General features: G+C 64.7%; 20 protein-coding genes. 5 read left to right on the top strand and 15 right to left on the bottom strand.

Annotated features, from left to right (window positions below; all coding sequences use genetic code 11):
* From ggt to QM672_RS21545, 3 genes are all read right to left on the bottom strand, one after another.
* A partial coding sequence (gene ggt, locus QM672_RS21555; protein WP_415084998.1) for a gamma-glutamyltransferase occupies positions 1 to 1,180 on the bottom strand: 1,180 nt, incomplete at its 3' end.
* A 271-nt stretch (positions 1,181 to 1,451) separates the two neighbouring features.
* Positions 1,452 to 2,807, bottom strand: a complete 1,356-nt coding sequence (locus QM672_RS21550; RefSeq protein WP_311939791.1) for an aspartate aminotransferase family protein — start codon at positions 2,805 to 2,807, stop codon at positions 1,452 to 1,454.
* Positions 2,804 to 3,706, bottom strand: a complete 903-nt coding sequence (locus QM672_RS21545; protein ID WP_311939913.1) for a MurR/RpiR family transcriptional regulator — start codon at positions 3,704 to 3,706, stop codon at positions 2,804 to 2,806. The genes QM672_RS21550 and QM672_RS21545 overlap by 4 nt, the downstream gene beginning before the upstream one ends.
* A 99-nt stretch (positions 3,707 to 3,805) precedes the next feature.
* Between QM672_RS21545 and QM672_RS21540 the strand changes: the two genes are divergently transcribed.
* Positions 3,806 to 4,642 (top strand): 3-keto-5-aminohexanoate cleavage protein, encoded by an 837-nt coding sequence (locus QM672_RS21540; RefSeq protein ID WP_311939793.1) that lies wholly within the window; start codon positions 3,806 to 3,808, stop codon positions 4,640 to 4,642.
* Between the two features lie 59 nt (positions 4,643 to 4,701).
* Here the strand turns inward: QM672_RS21540 and trxA are convergent, their stop codons facing one another.
* Positions 4,702 to 5,031, bottom strand: coding sequence for a thioredoxin (gene trxA, locus QM672_RS21535; protein WP_068292695.1), 330 nt, complete (start codon positions 5,029 to 5,031; stop codon positions 4,702 to 4,704).
* A gap of 172 nt (positions 5,032 to 5,203) precedes the next feature.
* Positions 5,204 to 5,653 carry a L,D-transpeptidase gene (locus QM672_RS21530; RefSeq protein ID WP_311939797.1) on the bottom strand — a complete coding sequence of 150 codons (450 nt, stop codon included), beginning with the start codon at positions 5,651 to 5,653 and terminating at the stop codon, positions 5,204 to 5,206.
* 252 nt (positions 5,654 to 5,905) lie between these two features.
* Here QM672_RS21530 and mepA point away from each other — a divergent pair, with 252 nt between their 5' ends.
* Positions 5,906 to 6,850, top strand: a complete 945-nt coding sequence (gene mepA, locus QM672_RS21525; protein ID WP_415084994.1) for a penicillin-insensitive murein endopeptidase — start codon at positions 5,906 to 5,908, stop codon at positions 6,848 to 6,850.
* Between the two features lie 67 nt (positions 6,851 to 6,917).
* Here the strand turns inward: mepA and QM672_RS21520 are convergent, their stop codons facing one another.
* The 3 genes from QM672_RS21520 to QM672_RS21510 form a co-directional block, all read right to left on the bottom strand.
* Positions 6,918 to 7,424: a TIGR00645 family protein gene (locus QM672_RS21520; RefSeq protein WP_068292686.1), complete on the bottom strand. Its 507-nt coding sequence runs from the start codon at positions 7,422 to 7,424 to the stop codon at positions 6,918 to 6,920.
* Between the two features lie 115 nt (positions 7,425 to 7,539).
* The gene (folB, locus tag QM672_RS21515; protein ID WP_210249987.1) at positions 7,540 to 7,899 is read right to left on the bottom strand and encodes a dihydroneopterin aldolase; all 360 of its coding nucleotides are present in this window, start codon (positions 7,897 to 7,899) and stop codon (positions 7,540 to 7,542) included.
* Positions 7,900 to 7,919: 20 nt separating this feature from the next.
* Positions 7,920 to 8,732, bottom strand: coding sequence for a HesA/MoeB/ThiF family protein (locus QM672_RS21510; protein ID WP_367623684.1), 813 nt, complete (start codon positions 8,730 to 8,732; stop codon positions 7,920 to 7,922).
* A 147-nt stretch (positions 8,733 to 8,879) separates the two neighbouring features.
* Between QM672_RS21510 and polA the strand changes: the two genes are divergently transcribed.
* Entirely contained in the window at positions 8,880 to 11,864 is a 2,985-nt protein-coding gene (polA, locus tag QM672_RS21505) for a DNA polymerase I (RefSeq protein ID WP_415084991.1), read from the top strand.
* Between the two features lie 267 nt (positions 11,865 to 12,131).
* Positions 12,132 to 12,800, top strand: a complete 669-nt coding sequence (locus QM672_RS21500; protein WP_415084989.1) for a DUF2076 domain-containing protein — start codon at positions 12,132 to 12,134, stop codon at positions 12,798 to 12,800.
* 198 nt (positions 12,801 to 12,998) lie between these two features.
* Here QM672_RS21500 and cysK read toward each other — a convergent pair whose 3' ends face one another.
* The 7 genes from cysK to QM672_RS21465 form a co-directional block, all read right to left on the bottom strand.
* Entirely contained in the window at positions 12,999 to 13,961 is a 963-nt protein-coding gene (gene cysK / locus QM672_RS21495; RefSeq protein ID WP_068292673.1) for a cysteine synthase A, read from the bottom strand.
* A 107-nt stretch (positions 13,962 to 14,068) separates the two neighbouring features.
* Entirely contained in the window at positions 14,069 to 14,518 is a 450-nt protein-coding gene (locus tag QM672_RS21490; RefSeq protein WP_311939813.1) for an RrF2 family transcriptional regulator, read from the bottom strand.
* A 125-nt stretch (positions 14,519 to 14,643) separates the two neighbouring features.
* The gene (gene dut, locus QM672_RS21485; RefSeq protein ID WP_311939815.1) at positions 14,644 to 15,102 is read right to left on the bottom strand and encodes a dUTP diphosphatase; all 459 of its coding nucleotides are present in this window, start codon (positions 15,100 to 15,102) and stop codon (positions 14,644 to 14,646) included.
* Positions 15,103 to 15,373: 271 nt separating this feature from the next.
* Positions 15,374 to 16,642, bottom strand: a complete 1,269-nt coding sequence (gene coaBC / locus QM672_RS21480; protein WP_311939817.1) for a bifunctional phosphopantothenoylcysteine decarboxylase/phosphopantothenate--cysteine ligase CoaBC — start codon at positions 16,640 to 16,642, stop codon at positions 15,374 to 15,376.
* 276 nt (positions 16,643 to 16,918) lie between these two features.
* Positions 16,919 to 17,770, bottom strand: a complete 852-nt coding sequence (locus tag QM672_RS21475) for an AcvB/VirJ family lysyl-phosphatidylglycerol hydrolase (protein ID WP_367623680.1) — start codon at positions 17,768 to 17,770, stop codon at positions 16,919 to 16,921.
* Between the two features lie 202 nt (positions 17,771 to 17,972).
* On the bottom strand, positions 17,973 to 18,512 hold the full coding sequence (gene infC, locus QM672_RS21470) for a translation initiation factor IF-3 (protein ID WP_371260377.1): 540 nt from the start codon (positions 18,510 to 18,512) through the stop codon (positions 17,973 to 17,975).
* A gap of 200 nt (positions 18,513 to 18,712) precedes the next feature.
* Positions 18,713 to 19,954, bottom strand: a complete 1,242-nt coding sequence (locus QM672_RS21465) for a glycosyltransferase family 4 protein (protein ID WP_367623679.1) — start codon at positions 19,952 to 19,954, stop codon at positions 18,713 to 18,715.
* A gap of 195 nt (positions 19,955 to 20,149) precedes the next feature.
* Here QM672_RS21465 and QM672_RS21460 point away from each other — a divergent pair, with 195 nt between their 5' ends.
* Entirely contained in the window at positions 20,150 to 20,935 is a 786-nt protein-coding gene (locus QM672_RS21460) for an alpha/beta hydrolase (protein WP_415084985.1), read from the top strand.
* The last annotated feature ends 22 nt before the right edge of the window (positions 20,936 to 20,957 follow it).

The raw sequence follows: 20,957 nt of genomic DNA, 5'->3' as shown, positions 1-20,957 counted from the left end.
AGGTGACGGCGACGGCATTGCCGTCATTGTCGATGATCGAATAATGCGTGGTTTCCTTGGACTCGCCCATGCCCTTGGGCATCAGCTCCTTGGAAACGCCGGCCTTGTAGGGATTGATCTTGGCCCGGATCTCGGCGGCGTAGTTCTTGTCGAGCAGATGCGGGACGGGGTTCTTGACGAAATCGGGATCGCCCAGGCTGGAATTGCGGTCGACATAGGCGTAGCGCATCGCCTCCACCATCAGATGCACGGTATTGGCCGAATCAGCGCCGAGATAGGAGAGCGGATAGCCCTCCAGCACGTTGAGGATCTCGCAGATGATCACGCCGCCGGAGCTCGGCGGGGGCGAGGAGATGATGTCGTAGCCGCGATAATTGCACTTCACCGGCTCGAGCTCGCGCACCTTGTACTGCTCGAAATCCTCCTTCTTGAGGATGCCGCCCTTGGCGCCGGACGCCTTGACGATGGCATCGGCGATCGCGCCCTTGTAGAAGGCATCCTGGCCCTTTTCGGAAATGGCGGAAAGCGAGGCGGCGAGATCGGGCTGCTTGAAGGTGTCGCCGACCGCATGCGGCTTGCCGTCGGCCTGCAGGAAGATCTTGGCCGCGTTGGGATCGCGCTTGAGCCAGTCGGCATTCTCCTTCACCGAGGCGACGTCGCCCTGGCCGAGCACATAGCCATCCTTGGCATAGCGAATGGCGGCTTCCATCAAATCCTTGCGCGGCAGGGAGCCATATTTCTCGCGGGCATATTCGAAGCCTGCCACCGAGCCGGGCACGCCGACGGCGAGATAGCCATCCGTGGAGGCGCCCTTCACCGGGTTGCCCTTGTCGTCGAGATACATGTTCTTGGTGGAGGCCGCCGGCGCCCGCTCGCGGAAATCGATGAAGGTCGACTTGCCGTCCTTGGTGCGGATGGTCATGAAGCCGCCGCCACCGATATTGCCGGCTTCCGGCCAGACCACCGCCAGCGTGTAGCCGACCGCCACGGCGGCATCGATGGCGTTGCCGCCTTTCTTGAGGACGTCCACGCCGGCCTGCGTGGCCAGGCGCTGGGTGGTGACGACCATGCCGTGCTCGGCCTCCACCGGCGCCGGCGAAGCGGCATGGGCCCCTGCAAGGGGTGCGAAGGTCAGTGCGACGACAAGACCGGTGACGGTCACCGGACGGACGTGGTGCATAGGCTCCTCCTCTGACTGCGCGGTTTCCGCCCCCCGAGGCCGGAACGCCGCGCTCATTTCCTTGACGTTCAGAGCCTGATTCGAACCAGGTTGAGAGAATCAGGCCTCCGCTGCACCCGACTTGCTCGGGAACATCGATCATCTCGGCACGACCGCTCCCCGGGACCGCATCAACGGCCCGCCGGCGGCGCACGCCTCCGAAGGTCTCATTGCTAGACGGGATTTCGGCTTGCGTCGATAGAGCCGTGTCTGACCCGGCCCCCTCTCAGCCTCAAGAAATCGTTCGGCGCTTTGCCACCGGCAGGCTGGCCACGGCCGCATCGACCGCATCGCCAAGGCGCTCGACCACGGCATCGACCGCGTTGCGCTCGATGATGAAGGGTGGTGCCAGCAGGACATGGTCGCCCTCGACGCCATCGATGGTACCGCCCATCGGGTAGATCATCAGCCCGCGCGCCATGGCCTCGCGCTTGACGGCGGCGTGGAGCTTGAGCGCGGGATCGAAGGGCTGCTTGCTGCTGCGCTCGGCGACGAACTCGATGGCGCGGAACAGGCCGCGGCCCCTGACGTCGCCGATATGGGCATGGTTGGCGAAACGTTGCTCCAGCCGTTCCTGCAGGTGGCCGCCCATGACGACGACATTGGCCAGAAGATTATCGCGCACGATTGTCTCCTGTACGGCCAAGGCGGCCGCGGCGGCCATGGCATGGCCCATATAGGTGTGGCCATGCTGGAAGAATCCCGAACCTCCGGCGAAGGCCTCGAAGATCGCGCCGCTGAGCAGGACGGCGCCGATCGGCTGATAGCCGCCGCCGAGGCCCTTGGCGATGGTCATGAGATCAGGCGCCACGCCCTCCTGCTCGCAGGCATGCAGCGTGCCCGTACGCCCCATGCCGCACATGACTTCGTCGAGGATGAGCAAGACACCGTAGCGGTCGCAGATCTCGCGGATGCGGGCGAAGTAGCCCGCAACGGGCGGCACCGCGCCCGCCGTGGCGCCGACCACCGTCTCGGCCAGGAAAGCGAGGACTTCATCCGGCCCCAATTCGAGAATCTTGTCCTCAAGGGCCTGTGCGGCCCGCGCTGCATAAGCTTCGTCGCTCTCGCCCGGTGCCTGGAAGCGATAGGCGAAGCAGGGATCGATATGATGGGTCTCGATCAGCAGCGGCAGGAACTGGGCCCTGCGCCACTGATTGCCTCCGGCGGCGAGGGCCGCCAGCGTATTGCCGTGAAAGCTCTGGCGCCGAGCAATCACATGCCGGCGCTGCTGCTGCCCCTTCTCGACGAAATATTGCCGCGCCATCTTCAGGGCCGCCTCGACGGCCTCCGAGCCTCCGCTGACGAGATAGGCCCGCTCCAGCCCGGCAGGCGCATGGGCGATCAGGCAATCCGCCAGTTGCTCGGCGACCTCGGTGGTGAAGAAAGAGGTATGGGCATAGGCGAGCATATCGAGCTGGCGGTGCAGGGCCTCCCGCACGGCCGGATGGCCATGGCCGAGGCAGGAGACCGCGGCCCCGCCCGAGGCATCGATATAGCGCTTGCCGGCGGCATCGATCAGTTCGATGCCGCGCCCCCCGGCGGCGACCGGCATGACGGCATTGGCGGCACGATGGAGCAGATGGCTCATGGAGAGGTTCCAGGAAGTTTCGGCTGGGGACGCTGGGTCAAGTGGGTGCCGAGGGCGGCCAGATGCGCATCGGTCCGGCGCAAGGCGGCAAGTGCGGCTTCGCCGTCATGGCCGGCCACCAGCGCAGCCAGCACTTCGGCCGCCGCGAAGGCCGGCGTCACGGCATGCAGGAAGGAGGGGCTGGCCGTCGGCACGACGAGGTGATGGCGCGAGATCCTGGCCAGCGGCGCCACTTCGCTGTCGGTGATGGCGAGGACCGACAGCCCATGCGAAGCGGCATGCTCGGCGAGCTCGAGGGTGAGGCGCGTATAGGGTTGCAGGCTGACAGCCACCATCACCTCGCCCGGGGTGGCACCGATGAGGGCGTCGGCGCCGGTGGCGGCGATCCCGTCGAGCAGCACGCTGGGCCTGCCGATCAGGGTGAGTGCATAATGCAGGTGCCAGGCGACCGGATGGCTCGCCCGCAGGCCAAGGCAATGGATGCGGCGTGCTGAAGCAAGCGCCTGCGCAGCGCCAGCAAATGCGGCAAGCGGCTTGGCTGTAGCAAGCCCACCAAGCTGGGCGCCGAGCATGGCGAGCATGGCGGCGGCAAGGTCTCCGTCGCCGCCGCACTCCTGCCGGGTAAGATGGTCGCCCGCCTTGCCCGCGAAACCTGTCGGCGCTTCCCGCAGCGTATCGGCATGCCGTTCCCGCAGGGCCTCGTAACCGTCGAAACCCAATTGCCGGGCCAGCCGCATCATGGTCGCCGGCTGCACGCCGGCACGGCGGGCCTGTTCCCGCATCGACAGAAGGGCGACATCGCGCGGATTCTCCAGCACATAGCGCGCGGCTGCCTTGATCTGCGCCGGCATCGCGTCAAAGCCCCTGACGATCTCCTCGGCCAGGCCGTCGAGATCCACAAGCTTGGTCATGCCCTGTGCTCCGTCGGAAGGATTATTGAAACAAATGTATCATATGCTATCATATTGATACAAATGAATCCTTACCCGGAGACGGATTTGTCGGCTACGCTGGATTGCGCCCCCCGTTTCATAGCCGTCGCTCCCAATGGCGGCCGACGGACCAAGGCGGATCACCCGGCCCTGCCGATGACGGCCTCCGCCTTGGCGCAGACGGCCGCAACCTGTCTCGAGGCCGGGGCGGCCATGATCCATGTCCATGTCCGGCGCAAGGATGGCAGCCATTTGCTCGATGCCGAGGCCTATCGCGCCGTCATCGCCGCGATTGCCGCCGTGACGGGCAAGGATCTCGTGGTGCAGGTCACCAGCGAGGCGCTCGGCCTCTATTCACCGGCGGAACAAAGGGCCGTCATCCGCGCCACCAGGCCGGAGGCGGTATCGCTTGCCTTGCGCGAACTCGTGCCCGTTGCCGCTGAGGAAGCAGCCTTTGCCGAATTGCTGCTGTTCCTCAGGCTGATCGGCGCCATGCCGCAGATCATCCTCTACACGCCGGACGAAGCCGTGCGCCTGGCCGACATGCAGCAGCGGGGCCTCATCCCCTACGAAAAACTGCCCGTGCTCTATGTTCTCGGCCGCTATACGGCGGACCAGACCTCCAGCCCCGTCGATCTTCTGCCCTTCCTCGCCGAGGACATGCCACGCTTCGATCCCTGGAGCCTGTGCGCCTTCGGGCCGCAGGAAGCAGCCTGCGTCACCGCCGCAGCCCGACTCGGCGGGCACGCCCGCGTCGGCTTCGAGAACAACCTTCATCGCCCCGACGGCACGCTGGCCCGGGACAATGCCGAACTGGTGGTGCTGGCACGCCAGGCGATCGAGGCGATCGGCCTGAAGATCGGCGATGCCGATGCCCTGCGTGCGGCAACGTTGGCGGCATGAAAAAGGCGGCCCGGAGGCCGCCTTCATTCACAAAGCAGATGCTGAAGCGAGTTTTCGCCTCAGGCCGCCGAGGCCGAAACCCAGCGCGACAACTCGCCCTTGGGAGCGGCGCCGACCTTCTGGGCGACGGGCTTGCCGTCCTTGAACACGATGAGCATCGGGATCGACATCACGCGGAACTGCGACGCGATCTGCGGGTTCTCGTCGACGTTCAGCTTGGCGATCTTGACCTTGCCGGCCATCTCGGTGGCGATCTCGTCGAGAGCGGGCGCGATCATGCGGCAGGGACCGCACCACTCGGCCCAGAAATCGACGACGACCGGCTCAGCCGAATTCAGCACGTCATTGGCGAAGGAGGCATCCGTGACCTTGATCGTGTTGGCACCCATTTCGAGAATCTCCACAGCGGGAATGGCGGAATCGCCATGCAAATATCCGTTGCCCTCAAGCTAGGAATGCACCGGCCCAGCGTCAAGGAGCGGAATGGCCTCTCGCGCGAATGTGCACGGCTGATATGCAGATTCGAGGCGATTACCGGCCCAGTTCGGTGAAATCCAGCGGCTAGCCGATCACCACGCGCGTATCCGACATGCCTCGGTGCCGGATGAGCTGGTAGAGGGCTGCAGCGTGGGACGGCGCCAGCCGGATGCAGCCATGGGAAGCGGCACGACCGAGCTGCTTGACCGAATAGGTACCGTGCACCGCATAGCCCCCCTTGAAGAACACCGAATAGGGCATCGGCGAATTGTCGTATTTCTTGGAGTAATGCATGCGCTTGAGCAGCTTGGGGCGGTAGATGCCGCGCGGGGTATAATAGCCGCGCCGCGCGGTCGACACGGCCCAGACCGCCTCGACATTGCCGTCCACGATCACGGTCATGCGCTGCCTGGCGATATCGACCTTGGCCACGACGCCCGCGGAGGCCGGGGCCAGCTGGCAGAGCGCGGCGACGAAGAGCGTGAAGGCAACGGCGATCCAGCGGAATTTCGCGCTCAGATGCGGGGCAGGCATGACAGGTTCCTCGATGCGGTTCGCTGACATTGGCCGTACCGGGCCCTTATTCGCCATGCGCTTTCGCACAGGATGCAAGTCCGCCCGGAACCGAACAAAGCATGAATCGAACATGGTTAATTTTCGGTTTCCGCTCGCCTTCCCCGAGCCGGTTTGCAGAATCGAGCCACCCGTCCCCTTCCGACCGCCGATGCTGCCGTTTGGGAAAAGACAGGTTAGGATGCGGTCACGAATCATTTCGCGGGAGCACGCATGCGCCGTTTCGTCCGGACCTTTCCGTCGCTCAAATGCGGCTTGGCCCTGGCCGCCTTGCCGTTCCTGGCCATGGGAGGATCGGCCGCGGCGCAGGACATCACCCCGCCCGGCTACAAACTGCCGCCGCTCGGCGCGGTGACGGCTGCCACCCCCGCCAAGCAGCTCTTCGGCCGCGCCGAGACGCCGACCAATATCGGCCTCGGCTCGATCGGCTTCTACGCCAAGGGCTGCCTGTCGAACGGCGTGGAACTGCCGGCCGATGGACCGACCTGGCAGGTCATGCGCCCCTCGCGCAATCGCGCCTGGGGCAATGCTGCCGTCATCCGGGTGGTGAAGAATCTCGCGGCCAAGGCCCCGACCGTGGCCGGCTGGCCCGGGATCCTGATCGGCGACATGGCGCAGCCGCGCGGCGGCCCGATGCTGACAGGCCATGCCTCGCATCAGATCGGGCTCGATGCCGACATCTGGCTGACGCCCATGCCGAACCGCAGGCTCAGCGTCGCCGAGCGCGAGACCAAGAGTGCCGTGATGATGGTGCGCCCGGACCGGCTCGACGTCTCACGCTCGTGGACCGCGGGCCAGATGGGCATCGTGCGCGCCGCCGCCCAGGATCCGGCGGTCGAACGCATCTTCGTCAACGCCGCCATCAAGAAGGCGATGTGCCGCGATGCCACCGGTGACCGCTCCTGGCTCGGCAAGGTGCGCCCGATGTATGGGCACGACTATCATTTCCATGTCCGCATCACCTGCCCGCGCGGCAGCCCGAGCTGCACGCCCCAGAAGCCGCCGACAGGCGATGAGGGCTGCGGCAAGGAACTCGACTACTGGTTCTCGGATGCGGTGCTGCATCCCAAGCCGCGCCCCAAGCCGCCGCACCCGCCGCGCCAGCTCACCCTGAGCGATCTGCCCGCCGCCTGCAGCCAGGTGATTGCGGCACCGTAGAAACGGCCCGAAGCCTACCTTCCGGCTGAAGGCGGCATGGGCAGTCGAGCAGCGCCAAGCCGCGACCTCAATCGTCGGGATGGCCCGCCTTGGCCTGCAACAGGTCCGAGAAGGCCAGCAACACGCCCGAGATCATGAACACCATATGGATGCCGACCAGCCAATAAAGGTCGCGGTCGGTCAGCTTCTCGATCTGCATGAAGCCCTTCAGGAGCTGGATGGCCGAGATCAGCACGATCGAGGCCAGCAGTTTGAGCTTGAGGCCGGCGAAATCGACCTTGGTCATCCAGGACGGCCAGGACAGATGTTCGGTGCCATCGATCTTCGAGACGAAATTCTCATAGCCCGAGAAGATCACGATGAGGATCAGGCTGCCGAGCAGGGCAAGATCGACCAGCTCCAGCACGCCGATCACCGTTTCCTCGGTGGTGAAGCCATAGGCGCCGACGACATAATGCAGCAGTTCCTGCCCGAATTTCAGCAGGACGACGAACAGGGCGATGACCAGCCCGATATAGAAGGGCGCCAGCACCCAGCGCGAGGCGACAAGGCAGCGCTCGATCATTTTTTCCATGGAAAATCTCAACCCGATTGAACAATCGCGGGCAAAATAGAGGGACGCGCCCGGCCTGGGAACCCAGCCTTGCCAAATTGTAATCGAGTTGGATGGCTATCGCGGCCGCGGCCGGCTACTTGACGCGCAGGATCTCGACGCCGGCCATGGCGCCCGGCACGGCGCGCGGCTTTTCGACATGCACGCGCACGGTTGCGGCACGGTCGAAGGCAAGGCAGCGCTGCGCGAGCCGCTCGGCGAACGTCTCGAGCAGGTCGACATGGCTGGCGGCCAGGTCCCGGCCGATGGCGGCGATCTTGTCATAATCGATCGTGCCCTCGATATCGTCGTCGCCGAAACGGGCTTCGGCCAACGTCAACTCGACATCCACGACCAGGGGCTGGGTTACGCCCTTCTCATGCTCGTAATAGCCGATATGGGCTTCGAGATTGAGGGCGCGCAGAAAGACGCGGCTATAGGATCGCGGTTCGGTCATGGCAGCGAGACATGCCACACTCAGCCGCGAAGCGCCATCGCCGTTTCGCCCGTTGCTTGCGCGGCTTCGCCATTCAGGGGGTTGTCGGGATCCCAGCCATAAAGGGTTTCGCCGAAGCGCATGTCGCGCGCATCGAGATGGATCAGGCGGCCGGTGAGCCCGGTGCCGAAGCCGACGATCTCGCGGATCGCCTCCAGCGCCATCATCGAGCCGGCCACGCCGGCAAGCGCGCCGAGCACGCCGGCCTCCGAACAGCTTGGAATGGTGCCCGGCGGCGGCTTTTGCGGGAAAAGGCAGCGCCAGGTCGGGTTGGGCTCGCCTTCGGCATTCCTCTCGAAGGGCCGCAATGTGGTCAGCATGGCATCGAACACGCCGAGCGCCCCCATGATCAGCGGCTTGCGGCCGAAGAAGCAGGCATCGGAGACGGCATAGCGGGTGTCGAAATTGTCCGAGCCGTCGATCACCAGGTCATAGGCGGCGATCAGGTCAGCCGCGTTGGCGGGATCGATGCGCAGGGCATGCGGAACCACCGTCACATGCGGATTGAGCCGTGCGATCGCCTCGCTTGCCGTCTCGACCTTGGGACGGCCGATATCGGGCGTGGCATGGATGATCTGGCGCTGCAGGTTGGAGAGCGAGACGATGTCGTCGTCGACGATACCGAGCGTGCCGACACCTGCCGCCGCCAGATAGAGCAGCACGGGGGCGCCGAGCCCGCCGGCGCCGACCACCAGGATACGGGCCCGCGACAGGGCCTGTTGCCCGGCGCCGCCGACCTCATGCATGACGACATGCCGGGCGTAACGCTCCAGCTCTTCGGATGAGAATGCCATGGGGCGAATGTAGGGGCGCGGAAGGTTGGGCGCAATCGCGGGGAGGGCCCTCCTGGGAGGACTTATCCATGGTCTCGCCTTCTCGATGCGAGCCTGTATGATCGCGCTCCAAGAATCAGTCCTGAACAGACCGAAGACGAGGCCCTGATGACTCCTGCTCCGCGCCCCCCCGGAAAGGGCGACCACGTCTTCCTGGTCGACGGCTCATCCTTCATCTTCCGGGCCTATTTCCAGTCGATCAACCAGGACGCCCGCTACAATTACCGCTCCGACCGCCTGCCGACGGGGGCGGTGCGCCTGTTCTGCAACGTGCTTCACAAGATGATCAAGGAAGGGGTAATGGGCAAGCAGCCCACCCATCTCGGCATTATCTTCGACAAATCTGAAGACTCCTTCCGCAAGGAGATCTACCCGCCTTATAAGGGCCACCGTCCCCCGCCGCCGGAAGAGCTGGTGCCGCAATTCCCGCTGATGCGGGTTGCCGTACGCGCCTTCGGCCTGAAGCCGGTGGAGCAGTCCCGCTACGAGGCAGACGATCTGATCGCCACCTATTGCGACATTGCCGTCAAGGCCGGCGCCGACGTGACCATCGTCTCGGCCGACAAGGATTTGATGCAGCTCATCCAGCCCGGCGTGGTGATGTTCGATCCCGCTTCCGGCGACCAGAAGGCCAAGGGTTCGCGTCCCGAGCGCCTGATCGCCGAGCCCGAGGTGCTGGAGAAGTTCGGCGTGACGCCCGACAAGGTGGTCGATGTGCAGGCCCTGGCCGGCGATTCCACCGACAATGTCCCCGGCGTGCCCGGTATCGGCGTCAAGACGGCGGCGCAGCTCATCAACGAATATGGCGACCTCGAAGGCCTCCTCGCCCGGGCCGGCGAGATCAAGCAGCCCAAGCGCCGCGAGAGCCTGATCGACCCCGAAAACGTGAAGCTCGCCCGCATCTCGCGCGAATTGGTCAAACTGGTCACCGACGTCACCCTGGAAACGCCGATCGAGGATCTCATCGCCCCCGGCCTCGATGCCAAGGGCGCCATCGCCTTCCTGAAGGCGATGGAGTTCTCCACCCTGACCCGCCGCATCGCCGAGGATGCCGGCCTCGACGTCGCCGATATCCCGCCCGACGAGGCACTGAAGATCCCCGACAGCGATTTCTCGCCCGCCCCGGCCCGGACGCCGGCGCCGAGGCCAGATGCCGACGGCGCCGTTCCTGCGCCGGCAGTTGCCACCGGAGCCGGCACACCCTCCGCGGTGGTGGAGAGCGTCAAGGCCAGGCTCACCGCCATTCCCTTCGACGCCGGCTCCTACGAAACCATCGCCAGCCTGGAAGCGCTCGACGGCTGGATCAGCAGGGCCCGCGAACTCGGTTATGTCGCCTTCGACACCGAGACCACCTCGCTCGACGCCCTGCAGGCCGATCTCGTCGGCTTCTCGCTGTCGGTCGAGCCGGGCAAGGCCTGCTATGTGCCCCTGCGCCATCGCGACAAGGCGGACCTGTTCGGCGGCGGCATGATGGCCGGGCAGGTCGATGCATCGGAGGCACTGAAGCGGCTGAAGGGCCTGCTCGAAGAGCCCGGCGTGCTGAAAATCGGCCAGAACCTCAAATACGACACGCTGGTGATGGGCGAGGAGAACGTCAAGGTCGCGCCCTATGACGACACCATGCTGATGTCCTATGTCGTCGATGGCGGGCGCGGCAATCACGGCATGGATGAATTGTCCGTGCGTCATTTCGGCCACAAGCCGATCGCCTTTTCCGAGGTCTGCGGCTCCGGCAAGTCGCTGATCGGCTTCGACCAGGTCACCATCGAGCGCGCCACCGCCTATGCCGCCGAGGATGCCGACGTCACGCTGCGCCTGTGGCTGCTGCTCAAGGCCCGCCTGGTCGCCGAGGGGCTGGTCACCATCTACGAGACGCTGGAGCGTCCGCTCGTCGCCGTGCTCGCCAAGATGGAATCGCGCGGCATCATGATCGATCGCCAGATCCTGGCGCGCTTGTCCGGCGAATTCGCCCAGAGCGCCGCCCGGCTCGAGGCCGAGATCCACGAGCTTGCCGGCGAGAACTTCAATGTCGGCTCACCCAAGCAGCTCGGCGACATCCTGTTCGGCAAGATGGGACTGCCCGGCGGCAAGAAGACCCCCACCGGCCAATGGGCGACCTCGGCCCAGATCCTGGAGGACCTGGCCGACCAGGGCCTGGAACTGCCGCGGCGCATCGTGGCCTGGCGCCAGCTCACCAAGCTCAAATCGACCTATACCGATGCCCTGCCCACTTATGTGAACCCGAAATCGGGCCGGGTGCACACCTCCTACTCCCTGGCGGCGACCACCACCGGCCGCCTGTCCTCCTCCGAGCCCAACCTGCAGAACATTCCGGTGCGCACCGAGGAAGGCCGCAAGATCCGCTCGGCCTTCATCGCCGCTCCCGGCGCCAAGCTGATCTCGGCCGACTATTCGCAGATCGAGCTGCGCGTGCTCGCCCACGTCGCCGAGATCCCGCAGCTGACCAAGGCCTTCGAGGACGGCGTCGACATTCACGCCATGACGGCTTCCGAGATGTTCGGCGTGCCGGTCGCGGGCATGGATCCGCTGGTGCGGCGGCGCGCCAAGGCCATCAATTTCGGCATCATCTACGGCATCTCGGCCTTCGGGCTCGCCAATCAGCTCTCGATTCCCCGCGAGGAGGCGAGCGCCTATATCAAGAAGTATTTCGAACGCTTCCCCGGCATCCGCGACTACATGGACCGGATGAAGGCCGAATGCCGCGCGAATGGCTATGTCGAGACCGTCTTCGGCCGCAAGATGCATTTTCCGGCGATCGAATCGAAGAATCCGTCCGAGCGGGCCTTCGTCGAGCGCCAATCCATCAACGCCCCGATCCAGGGTTCGGCCGCCGACATCATCCGACGCGCCATGAGCCGGATGGACGCCGCCCTCCTCAAGGCCGGGCTCTCGGCCAAGATGCTGTTGCAGGTGCATGACGAACTCGTCTTCGAGGCACCCGAGGAGGAAGTCGAGGCGACGCTGCCGGTGGTCTCCCAGGTGATGGAGCATGCAGCCCTTCCGGCCCTGCAGCTCAAGGTGCCGCTGCAGGTCGAAGCGCGGGCCGCCGGCAACTGGGAAGAAGCGCATTGAGGCCTGGAGCGCGGACATCCTGTCCGCTCTTGAAACAATCAGATATCAGGATAGGACAACGCCCGTTTTTCTCTGCAAAAGCCGAAGGCAAACGAATTTCCTGGCAGCGTATCGTTTCAAGAGCGGACAGGATGTCCGCGCTCCGGGGCATTACTCCTTTGTAACGCGCCCCAATTCTGGCCGGTTCTTGTCCGATTGAGGTGCAGCACCCACATGGGAGGCGTTGCGGCCTACCCCCTCAGGAAGCAGCCGCGAAGGAGAGTCAGGATGACCCCCAACGAAAAAGCCCTCATCGAGGACCTGTTCAACCGCCTGCGCAGTTCCGCCCCGACCGGGCGCGATAACGAGGCGGAAGCCGCCATCGCGACGGAGATGGCTCGGTCGCCCGGCGCAGCCTATGCGCTGGTGCAGACCGTCCTGGTGCAGGACCACGCCCTGCGCGAGGCGCATGCCAAGATGCAGGCCGCCGAAACGGCCTCCCAGCAAGCGCAACAAGCTCCGCAGGCGCCCCAGCAGCCTGCACAGCCGCAATCCATCCTCGAGCGCGCCGGCTCGGCCCTGCAGGGCTTCGGTGGCCAGCGCAACCAGGCTCAGCCAGGGCAGGTGCCTCCGCAGCAGGCCGAGCAGCCCGCCCGTGGCGGCGGCTTCCTGCAGGGCGCCCTGCAGACGGCGGCCGGCGTCGCCGGCGGCGCCTTGCTGTTCGAGGGCGTGCGCTCGATGTTCGGCGGCGGCGGTGGCCTGTTCGGCGGCGGCAACTCTGCTCCCTGGGGCGAAGGCAACACCACCATCAACGAGACCATCATCAACGAAAACGCCGACAAGGGCCGCGACAACGACGACAATGTGCGCGACGCCAGCTACGATTCGAATGACGACGATGATGATGGCGATTACGATTCGGACGATTCCGGCGGCAGCGACGACAGCTGGATCTGATCGAGCCGTCTCCGGGTGCACGGGCATCACAGCGACATGTTTGCATGTCGCGATGCCCGTCCTTGGAAACGTACCGTTTGCCGGTGAGATAGAACGGGCAGGATGCCCATGCACCGGAAAGACGCGAACCATATGACCTGACAAAACACCCCCGGCCAGTGCCTGACCGGGGGTGTTTTGCGTGGCAAGCAGGTCGGCTTACAGCCCTTCGAACAGGGCGCTGGAAATGTAGCGCTCGGCGAAGGAGGGCACGATCACCACGATGGACTTGTTGTCCATACCGGGGCGGGCCGCCAATTCCAGCGCCGCGGCAACCGCCGCACCCGAAGAAATACCGCAGGGGATGCCCTCGATGCGGGCAAGCAGGCGGGCGGTATCGAAGGAGGTCTGGTTGCCGACGGTGATGATGTCGTCGATCACCGAGCGATCGAGCACGTCGGGCACGAAGCCGGCGCCGATGCCCTGGATCTTGTGGGGGCCGGGCTGGCCGCCCGACAGCACCGGCGAATCCTCCGGCTCCACAGCGACGATCTTGAGATCGGGCTTGCGCGGCTTGAGCACCTGGCCGACGCCGGTGATGGTGCCGCCGGTGCCCACGCCCGAGACGAAATAGTCGATGTCACCCTTGGTGTCGTTCCAGATCTCCTCGGCCGTGGTGAGGCGATGGATCTCGGGATTGGCGGGATTGCGGAACTGCTGGGGAATGATGGCGCTCGGCAGTTCCTTGACGATCTCCTCGGCCTTGGCGACCGCGCCGCGCATGCCCTGGGCAGCCGGAGTGAGCACCAGTTCGGCGCCGAGCAGGGCCAGCATCTTGCGGCGCTCGATCGACATCGATTCCGGCATGACCAGGATCAGGCGATAGCCGCGGGCGGCCGCGACGAAGGCGAGCGCGATGCCGGTGTTGCCGGAGGTCGGCTCCACCAGCACGGTGTCGGGCTTGAGATGACCGGACTTCTCCAGCGCATCGATCATGCTGACGCCGATACGGTCCTTGACGCTGGCGATCGGGTTGAAGAATTCGAGCTTGGCGAGGATGCGCGCCTTGACGTTCTTGGCCTTGGCCAGCCGGTTGAGCTGCACCAGCGGCGTGTCGCCGATGGTCTCGGTGATCGACTGGTAGATGCGGCCGCGGCCGGGCACATGATTGGCATTCGCCATGGGGAACGTCCTTGATTGAAAGCGGCTGGAATTCAACATTAATCCACGAAAATGTCGAGGTTTATGTTGAATTACATATTTCTAATGTTTTTAGATCGCCAAGTTTTTCAGATCGCAAAGTCGATATTCGCAGGCGTGCCGCCAAAGACATGCTTGCGCTCGGCATCCCGGCAAAGATCCTCGACGGTGATCTGGTCGAGTTCGGCCAGGAAGGATTGCGAGGCCTGGTTCACCGCCGGGGCGATAACCTGGTCGACCAGGGTGGAGACAGGCGCCGGATCATCCTCGCCGGCGGCATCGGTCATCGCCGCGCGTACGATGTCGCCGACGCTGATGCGCCGCCGCTCGCGGGCCAGTTCATAGCCGCCCCGCGGACCGCGCACCCCCTTGAGAATATTGTGGCGCACCAGGGTCTGCAGCAAGGTTTCCAGATGGCGCGGCGGCAAGGCATGCCGGGAAGCAAGAGCCTTGGCGGCGACCGGCGTGGGCCTCGAATGGTGGGCGATATCGACCACGGCGGCGAGGCCAAGCAAGGAACGGCGCGAAAGCAACTGCATGTCGACCCCCTGATACGGTCCTATTCCAGAGCAAAGAGCGTTCAAGACTGAACGCCCATTTGCTCTGACTTCTCGTTCCGACGCGTCCTTGCGATTCGAATGATTCTTTCGAACCGCAAAACGCTTTAGGTTGCGGTGCCCGTCGAACCGAAGCCGCCACTGCCGCGAACGGTCGAATCGACTTCCGCCGTTTCGACCAGGACAGACAACGTCACCGGGGCAATGACCAACTGGGCGATTCGCATGCCATGGGTGATGGCAAAAGATTCTACACTCAGATTGATCAGGGCGACTTTAATCTCACCGCGATAATCGGCGTCTATCGTACCGGGTGCGTTCAAAACGGTAATTCCGCTTTTCACAGCCAATCCGGAACGTGGGCGCACTTGTCCTTCATAGCCCTGTGGAATTTGGAAAACCAGCCCGGTCGGCACCAGAGCACGCATCATCGGTGCAAGAACCAGGGTTTCTCCCGGACCCAGCGCTGCCGGCAGGTCGAGACCTGCCGCCCCCTCGCTCTGGTAGGCGGGCAGCGGCAGCTCGGCGGCATGGGCGAGTTTCTTGACGGGAATGGTCAGGGTCATGGCAATCCTGCGTGGAGGGCGGGTCTTCAGACCCGCCTGTTTCAAAATCGTGGGGACAGGTGACGGCGTCGATGGGTCTGAAGAGCCTGTCTCAAAACTCGCAACACGGCCCGGAATAACTCCACCTTTGCCATGCTCGGCCTCGTCCGGGGCATCCGGATACCGCAACCCCATCGAGACTGGGATCCCTGGATCACCGGGACAAGCCCGGTGATGACAAAAAGTCGAGGTTCCCCCGGTTTTCGGTCAGGCCCCGAAGACCGGCCCCCGGTCACGCCGCGGCACTGGCCAATTCGCCAAAACGAGCCACCAGAGCCCGGGCGACCGCATCCTTGTCCATGTCGGGCCAGGTCTCGATGCCCGAGGCGGAGACCAGATGAACGCGGTTGCGGTCCCCGCCCATCACGCCGCTCTCCGGCGAGACATCGTTGGCGACGATGAGATCGCAGCCCTTGCGGGCGAGCTTGGCCTTGGCGTGCTCGACGACATGCTCGGTCTCCGCCGCGAAACCGACGACCAAGGACGGCCGGTGCGCCTTGTCCTTTGCGATGGTGGCGAGAATGTCGGGATTTTCCACCAGCGAAAAGCTCGGCGTGGCCTCGGCGCCCTTCTTGATCTTCTGGGCACCGGCATCGGCCACGCGCCAATCGGCCACCGCTGCCGCAAAGATGGCGATATCGGCCGGCAGCGCAGTGCTGACGGCATCCAGCATTTCGCGCGCCGTTTCCACCGGCACCAGGTTCACCCCCGGCGGCGGCAGCAGTGCAACCGGCCCCGAGACCAGGGTGACGCGAGCCCCCGCGGCCAAGGCCGCCGCCGCAATGGCATAGCCCTGCTTGCCGGAGGAGCGGTTGGCGATGTAGCGCACGGGATCGATCGGCTCATGCGTCGGCCCGGCCGTCACCAGTACATGCTTGCCGGCAAGCGGCAGTGCCGGCAGCAGGCGCGTATCGGCAGCCACCGAACCAGGCAGCGGAATGAAGGTCGGGCCCGCCAGGGCCTTTTCGATCGCAGCGACGATCTCCAGGGGCTCGGCCAGCCGTCCCGGCCCGTATTCGCCGCAGGCCATCTCACCGTCATTCGGGCCGACAAAGAGCACACCATCCTCGCGCAACTGGGCGATGTTGCGCTGGGTCGACGGATGCAGCCACATGCGCACATTCATGGCCGGGGCGACCAGCACGCTCTTGTCGGTGGCCAGAAGCGTGGTGGAGGCAAGATCATTGGCGAGCCCCTGCGCCATCTTGGCGAGGAGATCGGCCGTCGCCGGCGCCACCACCAATAGGTCGGCATCGCGCGACATCTCGATATGCCCCATCTCGGCCTCGTCCGTCAGCGAGAACAGGTCGGTATAGACCTTGTCGCCGGTGAGGGCGGAGACGGAGAGCGGTGTGACGAAGGCTTCGCCGGCCTTGGTCAGGATGGCCCGCACATCGGCACCACGCTCGCGCAGGCGGCGAATCAGTTCGAGCCCCTTATAGGCCGCGATACCGCCACCGATGATCAGAAGAATACGCTTGCCGACGAGGGGAGTGGACATGGATCGATCCGCCTGGAGCCATTATCGCGTTGTGCCAAAGCTTTGCGATTCCTAGAGCAAAATGCGTCCAAGTGTGAACGGCTATTTGCCCTAACTCTTTGTTTGGACGCGTCTTTGCGATTCTTGGCGATTCCAGGAAATCACAAAACGCTGTGGCGAGTCAGCCAGATCGCAAAACACTCCAGGAACTGGGCGAAAGAACCTTCCACCGGAATGTGCTCTGCTCCAGGACCTGCCGCACACACATAAATAGCGGAACCCGGCGATTCAATCGTTTCAGCGTTTGCTCGCCTGCGTCTCCATCCCGACGGGATGGGCCAGCCAGGCGAATCGATCCATCCCCGCATAACGGATCGGATCGCTGCTCGGCGACGCCGGCATGCCTTCAAGGATGAGGCTGGCAATCCTGTCGTAGTCACCGTCGAAATGGTGCCCGCCGGGGACTTCGACCACCTGCACCTTTGCGGCATCGACATCGTTGCAGCCCGACCGCGCGCCTTCATCGGCGCCGTGGAAGCACTGGATATGGGGGCCGTCAATGGCGTCGACGGCCGGGATGGTCGCCCTGCGCCCGCCGGCGACCTTCATGAAACCGACGGCGTAGTCGGCTTCCCGTGAGAGGCCGAGTAGCGAGACCTGGCGAATGCGCGCGCGCAGGTCGTCGGAGAGGCGGGTATAAATCGTGGCAGCGATATCGGCGCCGAAGGAATAGCCGACCAGGATGACCGGCCTGTCGGGGCCGATCGAGGCGGCCATCCTGTCGATCGCGGCCGCGACCTCGTCGGGGGAGCGGCGATGGATGAAATAGGCCAGGCTGTTCAGGCCGACCGTGGTCACGCCGGCGCGGGCAAGCCCCTCGGCGATACCGTCATCGATGCCCCACCAGCCGCCATTGCCCGATAGCAGGATAGCAACGGGGCCATCATCGCGCCTGCCCTTGACCAGGACGACCGGAAGGTCGCGCAAGGAAGCGGGCACATTGGCATTGTCGGGGGCGGCCAATCCACCCCAGACCCCGCCAAAGGCCTGCGGAAACCAGCGCGGCAACACCTTGGCGTCGACGAAGACGCCACCTGCGACGACAAGGGTCAGAAAGGCGAAACGCCGTAATGTCAGGGAACGGACCATGGGACGGCATGAAACAGATGAACTGTCTGTTCCTGTGCCCTGAACATGGCGCGACGATGGCGGCCCGGAACCGCATTAGATCTAGAACGTCGACCACGCTCCATCAATCGATGGAGCCGAGAGATCGACAATCTTGGCGCCACCGCCTTTGCCGACAAGAAGGATGTCGACCAGTGGTCGACACTCCATCCATCCGGCTCGATCAGCGCGGTGCCAGCACCATCACCATCTGGCGGCCTTCGAGCGAGGCATCGGATTCCACCTTGGCGATCAGGCCGGTGTCGTCCTTGACACGGTTGAGCAGGCGATAGCCGATCTCCTGATGCGCCATTTCACGGCCACGGAAGCGCAAGGTGACCTTGACCTTGTCGCCTTCCTCGAAGAAGCGCTTCATGGCCTTCATCTTGACGTCATAGTCGTGATCGTCGATGGCCGGGCGGAGCTTGATCTCCTTGATCTCGACCGTCTTCTGATTCTTGCGGGCCTCGGCGGCCTTCTTCTGCTCGTTGAACTTGAACTTGCCGTAGTCCATGATCTTGCAGACCGGCGGCTCGGCATTGGCTGCCACTTCGACCAGGTCCAGTCCGGCTTCAAAGGCCATGGCGATCGCCGCCCTGGTGTCGGTGACACCGCGATTCTGCCCGTCCTGATCGATCAGCATGACTTCGCGGTTCCGAATCTCCTCATTGATGCGCGGGCCGTCCTTGACGACGGGTGCGTTTGTCCTCATAGGGCGACGAATGGCGGTAAACTCCTCTACCATGAATTGATTTGGGCGAGCCGACGGCTTCGCGTCGAAGCCCGCGCCCGGATGCGGGAAGATGTTGCCGAAGCGCCCGGAAGTCAACGCTTTCATGCCCGCTGCGCGAAATTTAGATCACAAATCAGCCCGATAGACTGTCACGGGCTCGCCATGCGGCGAACAATTCGCGGCTTTTTCGCTCACTCGTCTTTGAGCTTGCGGCTCTTCATCAGAAGGTCGGCATAGACATCGAGCGTGGCATTGCACATCACGTCCAGCGAGAAATGTGCCTCGACATGCGCGCGGGCACGCGCCGCGAGGCCATCGCGGGCCGAAGCGCCCAGGGTCAGCGCCTCGTGCAGGGCCTCGGCCAGGGCTTCGGCATCGCCCACCGGCGTGCGCCAGCCCGTACGCAGATTGCCGACGATCTCCGGCGGAGCCAGCACGGTTTCGGAGGTGGCGCCATGGTCGGCCACCACCACTGGGCAGCCCATCGCCTGCGCTTCCACCGCCGTGCGTCCGAACGCCTCCGGGCTGGTGGACGGAATGGCGACCGCTGCCGCGGAGAGATAGGCGGCCGGCATGTCCGAGCAATGGCCGACGCGCAGCACCAGCCCCTTGAGGCCGCGCTCGGCGATGCGCGTCTCGAGCTCGGCGACATAGCCGTCCCGGCCCTGGGCATCGCCCGCCAGGACGAAGACGGTGTCTTCGATGCCCTTCTGCTTGAGGATGGCGGCGGCGTCGATCAGCACACGCTGGCCTTTCCAGCCGGTGAGGCGGCCGGGCAGCAGCACGATGCGCTGATGCGGCGCCACGTTCCAGGCCCGGCGCAGCGTCTCCACGCGCTCGAAAGACACGGCGGAAGGCGTGAAGGCCGTCAGGTCGGTACCGCGATGGATGACACGCAGGCGCTCCGCCGCCTCCGGCCAGTTTTCCTTGATGGTGGCGGCGGTGAAGTTCGAATTGGCGATGACGACATCGGCCTGCGCCATCACGCCGTTATAGCGCTTCTTCCATTCGGAACTCGCCGAATAGGCGCCATGATAGGTGGTGACGAAGGGCAGGTTGAGCTTCTTGGTGGCGAGGCGGGCCGACCAGGCCGGCGCGCGCGAGCGGGCATGGATGAGATCGACCTTCTCCTCGCGCACCAGGCGTTCCAGCCGCCGGGCATTGCCCCAGATGCGCAGCGGATTCTTGGTCGAGGCATTGAACGGGATCCAAAGGCCGCCACGGGCCTGCAGTTCGCCGACCAGCCGGCCGCCTTCGGTGGCGACCAGGGCCCGGGCACCCGCCCGCGTCAGCGCATCCGCGATGTCGATGGTGGTGCGCTCGGCACCGCCGGCATCCAGGGCCGGAATGATCTGCAGCACGGTGATACCGGCAAAGCGTTCCTCCTTCGGCCGTCGGCCGACCGGGCGAGCTTTGGACGAGAAATCGGACATGGGTGCAGATTTTTCCGGCTTGGTTCGGCGTGATGATGAGGGTGGCCAATGGACCTTCGTCCATGACACCCTCTATAGAGCGCCCCATGTTCTAAATGAAAGGTGATGCAGCGCAGGATTTTCGGGCCGGCCCCGCATATTTTTTCGGGCGTCCCACCAGAACGCGCCGCCGCACCAGCAAGAGGAAGTGACCGGATGACCAGCAACCCCGCCATGATCAGCGTCGGCGAAGGCCCGTCCAGCCGTGCGATTGCCTGGCGTCACCAGCCCGGACGCGGCCCGGATGTGGTATGGCTCGGCGGCTTCCGCTCCGACATGCAGGCGACCAAGGCCAGTTTTCTGGCCGAGTGGGGCGCGCGCCATCACCGGGCGGTGACGCGATTCGATTATTCCGGCCATGGCGAATCAGGCGGCCGCTTCGAGGAGGGTACCATCGGCTCCTGGCTCGAGGACGCCCTGGCCGTGATCCGCGAAGGCGTGAAGACGCCGCCGATCCTGGTCGGCTCCTCAATGGGAGGCTGGATCGCCCTTCTCGCCGCGCGGGCCCTGGCCGGCACGCCGCTGGCACCGGCCGGAATGGTGCTGATTGCCCCCGCTGCCGATTTCACCGAAAGGCTGATGTGGGACCAGTTTCCCGATGCGGTGAAACGCGAGATCATCGACAAGGGCGCCTGGCTGCGCCCATCCGACTATTCGCCCGAGCCCTATCCGATCACCCGGGCGCTGATCGAGGAAGGCCGCAACCATCTTCTTCTCGGCGACATGGTGAAAACCGGCTGCCCCGTCCATATATTGCAGGGGATGGAGGATCCGGACGTGCCCTGGCAGCATGCCATGGCGCTGGTCGAGAGCTTGGCCGAGGACGATGTGACGGTGACGCTGATCAAGGATGGCGACCATCGCCTGTCGCGCCCGCAGGATCTCGACAAGCTGGTCGAAGCGGTGGAGGGCATTGCGCCCAAATCGCAGCTTCTCCTATAATTGCGAGGTCCTGGCCGGCCTT

The organism is Labrys sp. (in: a-proteobacteria) (genome assembly GCF_047605565.1).
GTDB classification, from domain to species: domain Bacteria; phylum Pseudomonadota; class Alphaproteobacteria; order Rhizobiales; family Labraceae; genus Labrys; species Labrys neptuniae.
This window is presented reverse-complemented; position numbering and strand designations above follow the sequence as displayed.